Raw genomic sequence first — 13,537 nt, 5'->3', positions numbered from 1 at the left:
AAAACCTTCCGCAGAGATCCGCGGAAGGTCCGTGTTGTTTCAGCAGTCCGCCAGCCCCTACTCGGCGGCTTCCATCCGTGCCGGATCGTAGTTCAGGATCGGAGCCAGCCAGCGTTCGGCGTAGTCGAGATCCCATCCCTTGCGGGCGGCATAGTCCTCGACCTGATCCTTCTCGATCTTGCCGACGCCGAAATAGTGACTGTCCGGATGGCCGAAATAAAGGCCCGAGACAGAGGACCCCGGCAGCATTGCCCGGCTTTCCGTCAGCTGAACGCCGGTCAGGCGTTCGGAATCGAGCAGGCGGAACAATGTGTCCTTTTCCGTGTGATCCGGCTGGGCCGGATAGCCGGCGGCCGGACGGATGCCCTGGTACTTCTCCGCGATAGTGTCCTCGATCGACAGGTTTTCGTCCGGGGCGTAGCCCCAGAGATCCTTCCGCACGATCTGATGCAGCTTTTCGGCGAAGGCTTCCGCCAGGCGATCGGCAAGAGCCTGGGAGAGGATCTTGTTGTAATCGTCCTCTTCCCGCGCATAGCGGGCCGCCAGAATGTCCTCACCGTGTCCGGCGGTGACAGTAAAGCCGCCGATCCAGTCCTTGATGCCGCTGTCGAGCGGTGCCACGAAGTCGCTCAGCGCGACATTGGCCCGCCCGCCGGCGGTTCTGGTCATCTGCTGGCGCAGCGTGTGGAAGGTCCCCAGAGTGTCGCTCCGGTTCTCGTCGGAAAAGATGCGGATATCGTCGCCAACGGCGTTTGCCGGCCAGAGGGCGGCAACGCCGTTGGCCGTCAGCAGCTTATTTTCAACGATCTCGTCAAGCATGCGCCGTGCATCGTCGTAAAGCGCTTTCGCCGCCGGGCCGTAGCGGTTGTCGGTCAGAACGGCCGGATAGCGCCCCTTGATTTCCCAGGTGGCGAAAAACGGCGTCCAGTCGATGAGCGGCACCAGGTCTTCCAGCGGAAAGCTCTCGAATACCGTCGTCCCGGGCTTCTTCGGTGCGACCGGCGGTTTGCCGGCGAAGTCCGCCTTGAAGGCGTTCTCACGGGCTGCTTTCAGCGCGGTGCGCTGCTGGGTCCCGCGGCTCGCCGCGTGTTTCTCGGCGATGTCTATGTATTCGGAACGTATCTGCGCGTAGTAGGGCTCGCGTCCGTTTTCGCTCATCAGCTTGGAAGCGACGCCGACCGCGCGGCCCGCGTCGGTGACGTAGATCGCCTGTCCCCGGTCGTAATTCGGGTGGATCTTGACCGCCGTGTGGATCTTCGACGTGGTGGCACCGCCGATCAGCAGCGGCACGTCCAGCCCCTCGCGCTGCAGTTCGGCAGCAACGTGGCACATTTCGTCGAGCGAAGGCGTGATCAATCCGCTAAGGCCGACAATGTCGACCTTTTCCTGTTTGGCGGTTTCCAGGATCTTCGCCGCCGGAACCATTACGCCCAGGTCGATCACCTCGAAATTGTTGCACTGGAGCACGACGCCGACGATGTTCTTGCCGATGTCGTGGACGTCGCCCTTCACGGTCGCCATCAGGATCTTGCCCGCCGTCGACACGCCGGTGCCGCCCCTCTCCTTCTTTTCCTTCTCCATGAAGGGCATCAGGTAGGCGACGGCCTTTTTCATCACGCGTGCGGATTTCACCACCTGCGGCAGGAACATCTGACCGGATCCGAACAGATCGCCGACCACGTTCATGCCGTCCATCAGCGGTCCCTCGATCACATGGAGCGGCCGGTCGAAGGCCTGGCGGGCCTCTTCCGTGTCCTCTTCCACGTAATCGGCGATCCCGTGGACAAGCGCGTGCTCAAGACGCTTGGCGACGTCCCATGTGCGCCAGGTAAGATCGGCTTCGCGTTTCTGGCCGCCCTCGCCTTTCCAGCGTTCCGCGGCCTCCAGCATGCGATCCGTGGAGTCGGGACGGCGGTTCATCACCACGTCGATGCAAAGCTCGCGCAGCTCGGGCTCCAGGTCGTTGTAGACCGCAAGCTGCCCGGCATTGACGATACCCATGTCCATGCCGTTCTGGATGGCGTGGTACAGGAACACCGAGTGCATGGCCTCGCGCACAGCCTCGTTGCCGCGGAACGAGAAGGACAGGTTCGACACGCCCCCGGAAACATGGGCGTGGGGCAGGTTTTCGCGGATCCAGCGCGTCGCCTCGAGGAAGTCGACGCCGTAGTTGTTGTGTTCCTCGATGCCGGTCGCGACCGCGAAGATGTTCGGGTCGAAGATGATGTCTTCCGGCGCGAATCCGACCTTCTCCGTCAGCACCTTGTAGGAGCGTGCGCAGATCTGGGTCTTGCGCTCGAACGTATCGGCCTGACCGTCTTCGTCGAAGGCCATGACCACGACCGCCGCACCGTATCGGAGCACGAGTTTCGCCTGTTCGATGAACGCCTCTTCGCCTTCCTTCAGCGAAATGGAGTTCACGACACCCTTGCCCTGGATGCACTTGAGACCGGCTTCGATGACGGTCCATTTCGAGCTGTCGATCATCACCGGCACCTTGGAGATGTCCGGTTCGGCCGCCACGAGGTTGAGGAAGGTGACCATCGCCTCTTCGGAGTCCAGGAGCCCTTCGTCCATGTTGACGTCGATGATTTGGGCGCCGTTTTCCACTTGCTGGCGCGCGACCTCCAGGGCCGTGGCGTAGTCGCCCTCCTTGACCAGCTTGCGGAAGCGGGCCGAACCGGTGACGTTGGTCCGCTCGCCCACATTGACGAAATTGGTCTCCTTGGTGATCACGAACGGCTCGAGACCGGAAAGGCGCATGTGCCGCTCGATCTCGGGGATTTCGCGTGGCTTCTTGTCCGCCACGGCCTCGGCGATTGCCTTGATGTGGGCAGGCGTGGTGCCGCAGCAGCCGCCGACCATGTTGACGAGGCCGGACGCGGCAAATTCCTCGATCAGCTCGGCCATCTGTTCCGGGCTCTCGTCATATTCGCCGAATTCGTTGGGCAGGCCCGCGTTGGGATAGGCGCATACAAGCGTGTCGGCAACGCGGCCAAGCTCGTCCACATGGGCCCGCATCTCCTTCGCGCCGAGCGCGCAGTTGAGGCCGATGGTGAGCGGATTGGCGTGGCGGACCGAGTTCCAGAAGGCTTCCGGCGTCTGGCCGGACAGCGTGCGGCCGGAAAGATCGGTGATCGTGCCGGAAATCATGACCGGCAGGATCTCGCCGTTTTCCTCGAAGACCTCTTCAATCCCGAACAGCGCGGCCTTGGCATTAAGCGTGTCGAAAATCGTTTCGACCAGCAGAATGTCGGCGCCACCGGCGATCAGGCCGCGGGCGGCCTCCGCATAGGCAATACGCAGATCATCGAAGCTCACGGCCCGGTAGCCGGGATTGTTGACGTCCGGCGAGATCGAGGCGGTCCGGTTGGTCGGCCCGAGCGTACCTGCGACGAAGCGCGGACGCGACGGATCCTGTGCCATGACCTGATCGCAGGCCTCACGGGCGAGTCTGGCGCTTTCGAAGTTCAGTTCGTAAGCCAGTTCCTCCATGCCGTAGTCGGCCTGGGCGATCGTCGTGGAGGAGAAGGTGTTGGTCTCGACGATATCGGCACCGGCTTCCAGATAGTCGATGTGGATCTTCCGGATTGCATCGGGCAGGGTCAGACTCAAGAGGTCGTTATTGCCCTTGATGTCCGACGGCCAGTCGGCGAACCGCTGGCCGCGATAGGCTTCTTCGTCGAGTTTCAGGAGCTGGATTTCCGTACCCATCGCGCCGTCGAGGACGAGGATACGGTTTTTGGCGAGGTCACGAAGGCGCTGAAAAGCGTCGGACTTTTTCACGAGTGTTTCCTTCCGGAAATTTATTCATTGGTTGGGCCGGCTTGTACCGGCGCGAATTCATTAGCGGGAAGCTGGGGCAGCTTCAGGTTTCAGTCGGAATCCTCGTCGCGAGAATCCCAGTACTTGAACCGGTGCTCCGCATCATCCTCGGTCGGATGCCAGTCTTCGCCGTAGGCCTGGAACACGGCAATCAGCCCCAGGATCTCCAGTGCCGAATGGCCACGGAATTCGTGTTCCTGATTGCTGGCAACGAGAAGGGGCGTTGAGCCCGCTCCGCTCTCGATGGCATGAAGCGTGAAACCCTGTTGACGCAGCAGGGCGTAGGCAGTCGATTCAACGTGTTCGGCGGTGCTTATCTTGGCCATTTCAAACACCTTCTCGCTTCCCAGCGGTCCAACCGGCTACCCTTGCGCGCCCATCCGGATTTCTCCGCAAAGGGCGCTTCACGGAGCTATTCAGGCCGCCAGGTTTTCCTTCGTCTCCGGCTTGCCCATGCCGAGCATGTGGCAGATGGCGTAAGTCAGGTCGGCGCGGTTCATCGTGTAGAAGTGGAAATCGCTGATTCCGCGATCCACCAGGTCCATGACCTGCTCGCAGGCAACCGCAACCCCCACCAGCTTGCGCGTGTCGGGATCTTCGTTCAGACCCGCAAACCGGCGCGCGAGCCACTGCGGAATGGACGTGCCGCATTTGGCCGAGAATACCATGGTCTGCTCGAAATTATGGATCGGCAGGATGCCGGGTATCACCGGAACGTTGATACCGGCCGCAGCGATCCGCTCCAGATAGGCATCGAACATGTCGTTATCGAAGAAATACTGCGTGATGATCCGGTCCGCGCCGGCGTCGACCTTGCGCTTCAGATTGTCGATTTCCATCTGCCAGCTGTCGCTTTCCGGGTGCTTTTCCGGATAGCCCGACACGGAGATCTCGAAATCGGCGATCTTCTTGATGCCGGCAACAAGGTCCGATGCGTAGGCATAGCCGTTCTCATGGGGCTTGTAGCGGGTGCCGATGCCTTCCAGAGGGTCGCCGCGCAGGGCCACCAGGTGCCGTACACCAAGCGCCCAGTAATCCTTGATCACGGCATCGACTTCGTCGCGCGACGCACCCACACAGGTAAGATGCGCGGCCGGCGCCACGTCTGTTTCCTTCAGAATGCGCGCGACAGTCTTGTGCGTGCGCTCGCGTGTGGAACCGCCGGCACCATAGGTTACGGATACGAAAGACGGATCAAGCGGGGCCAGGCGCTGCACTGTGTTCCAGAGCGTTTCCGCCATCTTGTCGGTCTTGGGCGGAAAATACTCAAAGGATGCCGTAATCGGCGAAGTTGCAGTCTCATGCGACCGGCGCTTGGAAAATACTGACATATTAAGCGACCTCTCGGGACGTATTTTGTGCTGGCAGGTCCGTGACAATCCGACGGTCACGGGCAAGCCAAAGCGTAACGGTTAAGTTGTTATCGGTTTCATCCGGAACGAGGTCCGTGACCTGTTCCAGATCAAGTTCAAGAGCCTCAAGCCAGCGTTGCATCTGGTCATGGGCAAATCCGAGCCGGCGGTGTGCGTGCTTTTCACGCAGGAATTCCAGCTCGTGCGGGGCAAAATCGACGACGAGCAAATGCCCGCCGGGCCGCAGCGCCCGCGCCGCTTCACTCAAGGCCCGTGCAGGCTCCTCCAGGAAGTGAAGAACCTGATGGATCGTCACAACATCGAAGGAGCGCGGCGGAACGTTGAGCGCATAAACATCACCGTGACGGACCTGGGCGTTGGTAAGGCCCGCCTTGGCAAGGTTTGCCCGGGCAACGGCAAGCATATCGTGCGATGCATCGATGCCGAGCGCCGTCGTATACTGATCCGCAAACACTTCCAGCAGCCGGCCCGTTCCCGTTCCCAGGTCCAGGAACGACTGGAACGGCCTGTCACCGATCGCCTTGCGGATGGCCGCCTCGACATCAGCCTCGGCGACATGGAGCGAACGCTCCCGGTCCCAGGTGAGTGCGCGGGCCGCGAAGTAAGCCGCAGCCTCCTCCGCCTTGGCCTTGCGGATCGCCTGGAAACGTTCCTGATCGGCCGCAAGAACCGGATCTTCACTGGAAATGCGGTCAACAAGACTTCTGGCGAGCTTCCCTTCCGGGCCGTCCGCCAGGCGGTAATAGACCCACGCCCCTTCCGGGAAACGCTGGATCAGATCTGCTTCGGCCAGAAGCTTCAGGTGGCGGGAAATCCGCGGCTGGCTCTGACCGAGGATGGCGGTGGCATCTTTGACCGTCAGCTCGCTTTCCGCCAGCAAGGCAATCAGCCGTAAACGGGTCGCCTCGCCCACGGCCCTGAGGGCGGCAAGGGTATCGTCTAGGGAAAGGGTCTGTTCATCGGTCATGCGCTTAGCCATCAATGTCGATATAAAGATATCTTTATATGACTTCAAGACTGATGGCAAGTGCGGAGTTCGTTTGCGACACGAACCGGTCCGTATGCGCCCCCGGCCACGCAATGCGATGATTTGACGATCGCACGGCAGAGGGGCTCTATGACTTCAGGTGACCGGTCCGCGGTTCCAGCATGTGGTCGAACAGGCCCATCTGAACCGCGGCCGGCAGGTCCGTGTGGGAAACGAGCTCTGTCCCCTGAAGTTCCCGCTCGTAGAGCTGGCTGATGTCGCTGGTGTCGACCGTCTGTCCGTGAACGACTGATTCCAGCTTGGTCCTGAAGGCCTCCAGGCCGCCCATGGAGGAAAAATGCCATCCGGCATCGGAAATGATCTTCACCGGCCGGCTGATTCCGGAAAGCTTGCCGTTCCGGATCCGCAGCAGGGGCTGGGTGAGAAATCCCGGCAGATAGGATTTCTTCGTCATCCGCGCCTTGGTGCGGCGCAGTTGCTGCGGCGTCGTCAGATATCTCTTCTCGATCATGCGCGAGCCGAGCAGCCAGGTCTTGCCCGGAACGATACGGTTGAGATGATGCTTGTGAAGGCTCTGTTCGAAGACCAGCAGCCTGTTTCTGTAAAGCCGCTCCCGCAGAACACGCTCCAGCGCCGACGAGCGGACGATCTCATCCACATCCGATAGCAGGATCACATCGTCGCCGTCACAACCCTCCAGAGCCTGGGCGATGCAGTTCCTCTGATAGTTCTCCCGCTCCCAGTCCTTTTTCCTGCGGTTCTTGTAGACCCCGAGCGCAGGCGGCAGTTCATCGGGAAAGGCAATCTGCAGGTCGATGATCTTGTCCGCCCAGGGCGCAAACCGCTCCCGGTTCTCGTCGAAATAATAGGGCTTCGCGCCACCGCGCTGCGTCTGGTTGGCTTCGACCAGAACGAAATGATCGACATGATCACCCATCTCCCGCAACCGGAGCTCAAGCAGGTCGAATTCGTTGTGGAAGACAAAACAGTCGTAGAGTTTCATGGCAATCCGATTTCAAAAACGCTGGCGGCTAGAGGCTCTTCCAGAGCCGGAACTTCCCCCGCATCATCTTCTCCTGAAAGAACCGCCCCGCCTTGAACGGCCGCGAAAGCTCCAGGCCGTCCGTGGAACACGCGCCGGAGAGGAACACCTCGTCGAAGCGTTTCATGACATGTGCGGGCCGGTAGCATGCAACGCTGGAACGCGCCAGTTCGCAATCGCTCGCGGACGGGGAATACCCGGTCAGCAGGCGAACGAGATCCCGGCGGGTACGGTAGACCCACTCGCCTCTCGGGCTGAGCGCAACATGGTTCTGATCCATGCCCCCCGCCCAGCTGAACACCGGTTTGCCGAACATCAGAAACTCGGCAATCGCCAGGCCGAAGCTCTCGCCGATCTTCTTGGCATTCAGGCCCGCATCGCAACTCGCGATGAAGCGGGTCTTCTCCTCGGACGCGACCACCGGCGGCAGGAACAGGGCCCTTTCGTGGGAGATGAATTTTTCCGTGTTCACGAACAGGAAATAAAGATCGGACCGGCGCTCCAGCGACTGGGCGACCGCTTTTTGCGCAAAGGGAATGTTGAACTGATCGAAGCCGCCATACCGGCCGACCACGAAGGCATCCCGCGGAATGCCAAGCTCGGGCCGGATGGAGCCGGCCACGTCCGGCAGGTCGACAATATGCGGCACGGCCGGTGCCCGGCCGCCGGTCATCCAGTCTGCCAGCCAGTCCGAGACATAGGCATAAACATCGCCATGAGGTTCGAAATGGCGGAACACCGCATGAACGCCCGAACGCGCGGCGCTCAAGGTCAGCGGACGGCGGCGACCGTCGCGGATGTAGTAACAGAAGTCGAGCTGATAGGGGTCGCTGACCGCCCGCCCGTCCACACCCGCAGGCACGGGAACAAGCCTCAAGGACCGCTTGAATTTGTCGACGACGGCCGGCGAGCTGTTGGCGCCATCGTAGAAAACGATCGCCTCGCGGCCGAGTATGTTCTGGGTGCCGAGCGCATAGTCGTAAAGCGCGACGCTCATGCCGCGTTCGTTGAGTGCCCCCGCCTGAAAACCGATCCGCATTCCGATCCTGCATTTTTGATTATGCCGGGACCGATATAGGATTTCAGGCAGGAGGTCCATGCACTTGCAGTGCGGCGCGTCCGCCCGCATCCGCCTGCCGGAAAGGCAAAGGTCCGGTGCAGGACCGGACCTTCTTGAAAACCACGGCTTGTGACGCCCAGATCAGCCGTTCATAACGTTGCCGTTCCAGTGAGCCATCTTGCGCTTGGCTTCCGCGACCGACATGCGCTCGTACAGAGCCATGGCATCGCTGCGCACTTCCGGCGTCAGACGGTGGCGCCAGGGGCCGATCGACAGCAGCGATCCGACGGTGATCGACGAGAAGCCCGAGGCCTTGGCCAGGATCACGAAGGGTTCCGGGTCCGGGCGCACCATCCAGTGGCTCACTTCCTCGACGCCGCAGCGCACCAGCCAGGCGAAGGTCGCAACGGCTTCGGCGAACCGGTCTTCGGATGCGAAACGCCGCAGCGCCGCCTCGTTGACCATGCCGCGCTTTGCCAGCAGCAGCACGCGGCTGCGGGCGGTTTCGAAGTCGTAGCGGCCGAGCCAGTACTGGTTCGACATGCGCTGAGCAGCCACATCGGCAGCTTCCTCGAGACGCTCGGCTTCCTGGTTGCGGCCGGCCGCACACAGCTTCCTGCGAACCTCTTCACTGGCCACAGACACGAGGCTGGCGATATGCGCTTCGGCCAGATCGCCCCGCTCGCTCAAGGACAATTGCAGCGTGGCATCGGAGGCCGCATCGCTGATCAGGGTCATGATCGAGGCGTCGGACAGGCTGGCGCCGTCATTGCTGGCAACCTTCCGCTTCACCTTGAGGTCGCCCTGGCGGACGAGGATATCCGTCACTTCTTCGGACAGCACCTCGCGCTGTGCGATCGCGACCCGGTGCGCGTTGCCGCGCTTTTCCGCGATCCTGATCAGGTCCGCATCGCGCAGAACGGTCGATCTCAAAAGGATCGGTTCCGCGACTTCGATGTCGTCGTCCGCAAGGCGGCGGATCGTTTCTTCCGGGCCGCGGCGCAGGCTCGCCATCTGGTCCGCCACATAGCGCCGGACTTCAGCCTCGACCATGTCGACAAGGCGCAGGAGAACCGAGTCATAGATGTCGACCTGTTCATCCGAACAACGGTCGGACGTCAGAGCGAACAACGTTGCGACGTGTCGGGCCAGCTCGGCCCGCCGGGCGCTGCCAGCTTCACCGGTCAGCTCCGAGAAGTTCACCAGTTCTGTTTTCAACGCTTCAGTCATTCTTCGATACCAGTTCTCAATTAATGCCGAAAATACGGCGTTGATAGCGAAGATGGATTGGAGAATTAAAGAAGAGCAAAACGCGATTTTCCAGAATGTAATCGTCTTTTTCTAAAACTTGAGGACAATTTTATCTACGTCGCTTTGCGGCGGTTCAGAAGATTGAAAACAATCGGCTTTCGCCACGTTCATAAGCGGTTAACCGCGTAAGAATGAGCCGCGAAAAACTTGTGAGCCCACAAGCAAAAGTTTTGCCGCCTGCCTTTTTCACTGTCGTGAGGGAGGCCGCCGTTCCCCTTTTCGTTAACGGCGGTCCCAGCTCGTGAGATTCGGCCGCCCCGGCCCTGTGTCAGCGGCGCGTGGAACCGGAAAACCCGTTCAACGCAGCCACGACGTGCCTGGAATCAAAACCGGCGCTGAAAAGCGCCGGTCCGAACATTCCTCCTGCCGGTTTCTCACCACGCAGTCATTCAGCAGCAGCCAGAAAGTTCTTTGACGTGTCTCCGTCGCCGCTGCCGCCGTCATTGTGCTTGTGCAACTGGCCAAGCAGCTGCCGGCGTTTCGCGGCAGCCTTCTCGATATTGGCTTCCTTCACCGGACCGAAGCCGCGGATCAGGTCAGGCACCCGGGCAAGTTCCACCAGCAGCCCGTACTGGCTGTCCGGCAGCCGGTTCAGGATTTCAGCGATGTCCCGCTCATATTGGGCGATCAGCGCCCGCTCGGCCTTGCGCTCGGCGGTGCGGCCAAACGGGTCGTACCACTTGCCGCGCATGCCCTTGAACTTCGCCAGCAGATTGAAGACGCTGAAGATCCACGGGCCGAATGCCATTTTCACGGGCCGGCCGGTCTTCGGGTCCATACGCCGGGAAATCAGCGGCGGAGCCAGGTGGACCTTGAGTTTCTTCGGGTCCTCGAACCGCTGCGCGATTTTCTCAGCGAAGGCCGGATCGGAATATAGCCGTGCGACCTCATACTCGTCCTTGTAGGCCATCAGCTTGAAAAGCAGGTCCGCAACGGTCTGGGTCAACCGGTAGGTGCCGGGCCCGTGCGCCGCATCCGCAGCCTTCACCTTGCCCACAAGATCCGTGTAGCGGGCCGCATAGGCGTCATCCTGATAGGCCGTCAGCTCCTTCGCATTGAAGGCGATCTTCTCGTCCAGTGTGAATTCCTGCGGCCTGGTTTCCGCCGGAATGGAGTTCAGCAGCACTTCCGGCTCGGCAGCCAGAACCCGGCCGGCACGGAAGGCCTTGATGTTGTTGGCAACGGCCGCCCCGTTCAGTTCCAGCGCCGTCTCGATCGCATAATCGGAGATCGGCAGGGCGCCGCTCTGATAGGCCATGCCGACCAGCAGCATGTTGGCATAGATGGCATCGCCCAGAAGCTTCTCGGCAATATCGGCCGCGTTGACGGGCAGATAGGTGCCGGAAGCCTCACGCAGGGAGGCGTCCATGCGCTTTTCGTCGAAGGAGAGCGTCTGCTTCAGAACGAACTCCGCGGTCGGCGCGACCTTGGTGTTGGCCACGGTCAGGGTGTGGCCACGATGAGCCAGTGCAAGCTGGTCCGCATTGGTGGCCACGACCATGTCGCTGGCGATCAAGAGGTCGAGGCTTGCCGCCGGAACCCGCGGTCCCTCGATGGACCGGCCGCTCGCGGCAAAGCGGATATGTGAGGTAACGGGTCCGCCCTTCTGGGCAAGACCGGTCATGTCCAGTGTCGAGGCCTGCTTGCCGTCCACATGGGCGGCCATGGCCAGGACGGCGCTGATGGTCGTCACGCCCATGCCGCCGATACCGGCAACCAGCGCGTTCTGCGTGCGCTCCAGCGAGGCCAGGACCGGTTGCGGCAGGGCGTCGGCCAGCGCATCGATATCGACATCGGCCTTTTTCGGCTTCTTCAGCGCCGCACCTTCGATTTCCACGAAGGACGGACAGAAGCCCTTGATGCAGGAGTAATCCTTGTTGCAGCTCGACTGGTTGATCACCCGCTTCTCGCCGAACGGCGTCGGCAGCGGTTCGACCGACAGGCAGTTGGACTGGACGGAACAATCGCCGCAGCCCTCGCAGACGCGGTCGTTGATGAAAAGCCGCTTGTCCGGATCCGGAAACTGGCCGCGCTTGCGCCGGCGGCGCTTTTCCGCGGCGCAGGTCTGGTCGTAGACGATCACCGAAACGCCCTTGAAGGTCTGCAGGTCCTTCTGCACGTCCATGAGCTCGTCCCGGTGGTGAACCATCGTGCCGGCCGCGATCGGGTTCCCGGAGCCGTAGATTTCCGGGCTCTCGGAGACGACGACAATCCGCTCCACCCCTTCCGCCTCGAGCTGACGGGTGATCTGCGGCACGGAAAGCTGACCGTCCACCTTCTGGCCGCCGGTCATGGCGACGGCGTCGTTATAGAGGATCTTGTAGGTGATCGGCACATTCGAGGCGAGTGCCTGGCGGATCGCCAGGATGCCGGAATGGAAATAGGTGCCGTCACCCACATTGGCGAAGACGTGCGTATCGCCGGAAAACGGCTGCTGGCCGACCCAGAGGATGCCCTCGCCGCCCATGGCGATCTGGCCCTCGGTGGTGCGCCCAGCCATTTCCGTCATGGCATGGCAGCCGATGCCGGGCATCGAGCGGGAGCCTTCCGGCGTGACGGTCGAGGTCGAATGCGGGCAGCCCGAGCAGAAATAGGGAATGCGCGCGGCCCGTTCGGCGTGGCCCTGCGCCCACATCGCCTGGCGGGTCATGCGGCTCGCGACTTCGCGCATTTCGTCGTTGACCACCTCGCCCGGCAGCCAGGCCATCAGGCCCTCGATGAGCTCCTGGATGGAAATTTCCAGCACATCCGACAGGAGCGGCGTTCCGTCCGGACGCCGTTTGCCCCAGACTTCCGGGCGGCTCATTTCCGGCCAGTGATATGAAATCTCCTTGATCTGGCTCTCCATGAAGGCACGCTTGTGCTCAACGACCAGAAGACGCTCGGCTCCCCTGGCGAAATCCCTGAGGCCCAGCGGCTCCAGCGGCCAGGTCATGGCCACCTTGTAGACGGCAAGCCCGATCGACCTGGCAAAGTCTTCGGTGATGCCCATCAGGTCCAGCGCTTGCAGGAGATCGCGATAGGCCTTGCCCGAAGCGACGATGCCGAGCTTCACCTGGCGGCGCGTGCCGAAGGTCACCCGGTCCAGACCGTTGGTGCGCACATAGTTCTGCGCGGCCGGGATGCGCAGGTCGCGCACGAGGCGTTCCGTTTCCAGGCGGTTGCCGAGAAGAAGGTCGCGGTTCTGGTGGTAATCCTTGCGCGGATCGCCGTCCAGCGGGCGCACCAGGCGCAGCCGGTCCGGGGAGACGTTCACGGTCGCCGAGGCGTCCATGGTGTCGGCCACGCAGATAAGCGCGGTCCAAAGACTGGTGAAACGGGACATTTCCAGGCCGTGCAGGCCGTAGTCGAGCACGTCCTGAATATCCGACGGATTGAACACCGGAATTTCCGCATGCTCGAAATAGAACTCGCTCTGCGCCGGAAGGATGGAGGATTTGGCAAGGTGGTCGTCGCCGGCAAGGGCAAGCACGCCGCCGTTGCGGTCGGTGCCGGAGGCGTTTGCCTGGCGCAGCGCATCGCCGGCCCGGTCCACGCCCGGAGCCTTGCCGTACCAGACGCCGAAGACGCCGTCATAAGCGGTCGGCCGGCCGACGCCGCCCTCGCCGCGCAGCTTCTGGCTGCCCCAGACGGCGGTCGCGCCCAGTTCCTCGTTCACGCCCGGCCTGAAGACGATATCGTAGCCCTTCAGGTGACGCTGCGCGCGCATCAGTTCCGTGTCGTAGCCTGCCAGCGGAGATCCGCGGTAGCCGGACACGAACCCGCCCGTCTTCAGCCCGGCCTGCACATCGAGCCTCGCCCGATCCAGCAACAGGCGGACGAGCGCTTGAATGCCGGTCAGATAGACCCTTCCGTCCGTGGCGACGTATTTGTCCTCCAGGGTCACGGGTGGCATATGCACATTCATCCGACGTCCTCCTCAACGGGCATTTGGGGCG

8 protein-coding genes are annotated in these 13,537 nt (G+C 61.9%); all 8 read right to left on the bottom strand.

The genetic code is table 11. The features are described from left to right. Positions 1-57: 57 nt before the first annotated feature. Entirely contained in the window at positions 58-3,786 is a 3,729-nt protein-coding gene (metH, locus tag ON753_RS07040) for a methionine synthase (protein ID WP_265961859.1), read from the bottom strand. 89 nt (positions 3,787-3,875) lie between these two features. After that, positions 3,876-4,151 carry a hypothetical protein gene (locus tag ON753_RS07035; protein WP_265961858.1) on the bottom strand — a complete coding sequence of 92 codons (276 nt, stop codon included), beginning with the start codon at positions 4,149-4,151 and terminating at the stop codon, positions 3,876-3,878. A 90-nt stretch (positions 4,152-4,241) separates the two neighbouring features. After that, entirely contained in the window at positions 4,242-5,156 is a 915-nt protein-coding gene (metF, locus tag ON753_RS07030) for a methylenetetrahydrofolate reductase [NAD(P)H] (protein ID WP_265961857.1), read from the bottom strand. Position 5,157: 1 nt separating this feature from the next. Beyond that, entirely contained in the window at positions 5,158-6,165 is a 1,008-nt protein-coding gene (locus tag ON753_RS07025; protein ID WP_265961856.1) for an ArsR/SmtB family transcription factor, read from the bottom strand. Positions 6,166-6,313: 148 nt separating this feature from the next. Continuing rightward, positions 6,314-7,189, bottom strand: a complete 876-nt coding sequence (locus ON753_RS07020) for a glycosyltransferase family 17 protein (RefSeq protein WP_265961855.1) — start codon at positions 7,187-7,189, stop codon at positions 6,314-6,316. Between the two features lie 28 nt (positions 7,190-7,217). Beyond that, positions 7,218-8,267, bottom strand: coding sequence for a glycosyltransferase family protein (locus tag ON753_RS07015; protein ID WP_265961854.1), 1,050 nt, complete (start codon positions 8,265-8,267; stop codon positions 7,218-7,220). A 162-nt stretch (positions 8,268-8,429) separates the two neighbouring features. Next, a complete protein-coding gene (locus tag ON753_RS07010; RefSeq protein WP_265961853.1) occupies positions 8,430-9,518 on the bottom strand; it encodes a DUF2336 domain-containing protein in 1,089 nt (362 codons plus the stop codon). Between the two features lie 466 nt (positions 9,519-9,984). Then, positions 9,985-13,506, bottom strand: a complete 3,522-nt coding sequence (locus ON753_RS07005) for an indolepyruvate ferredoxin oxidoreductase family protein (RefSeq protein ID WP_265961852.1) — start codon at positions 13,504-13,506, stop codon at positions 9,985-9,987. Positions 13,507-13,537: the final 31 nt, after the last annotated feature.

The organism is Roseibium salinum, assembly GCF_026240905.1.
GTDB lineage: Bacteria > Pseudomonadota > Alphaproteobacteria > Rhizobiales > Stappiaceae > Roseibium > Roseibium salinum.
This window is presented reverse-complemented; position numbering and strand designations above follow the sequence as displayed.